Origin of the sequence: Idiomarina sp. Sol25, from assembly GCF_033052775.1 — a bacterium.
GTDB lineage: Bacteria > Pseudomonadota > Gammaproteobacteria > Enterobacterales > Alteromonadaceae > Idiomarina.
In genome coordinates, this window is sequence record NZ_JAUPEW010000175.1 from 1 (window position 1) to 258 (window position 258).

Here is a 258-nt window from a genome sequence, read left to right on the forward strand (position 1 = left end):
GCTTTAGTATTCAACCTACTGTTGAATACTAAAGCAATTTTTTGCATATTTTATCATACATTATGACATTAATATCTGTTTATTGCGATAAGAGAGAGTGAAATATACTCATGAAGAAATTCAAGATCTGCCTCAAATATAGTACTATGTAAGATAACATCTCCTTCTAGCCGTCAGAATAAAGCCAAACCTAGTGCAAGCTAGGGACGGAAAGCCACGGGTCTCACAGAGATAGCCGGGTTGCCTGACAAGGACACT

At 37.6% G+C, this 258-nt stretch carries 1 riboswitch.

Annotated elements, in window-relative coordinates:
• The first annotated feature begins 173 nt into the window (after positions 1-173).
• Positions 174-248: riboswitch (cyclic di-GMP riboswitch) on the plus strand.
• Positions 249-258: the final 10 nt, after the last annotated feature.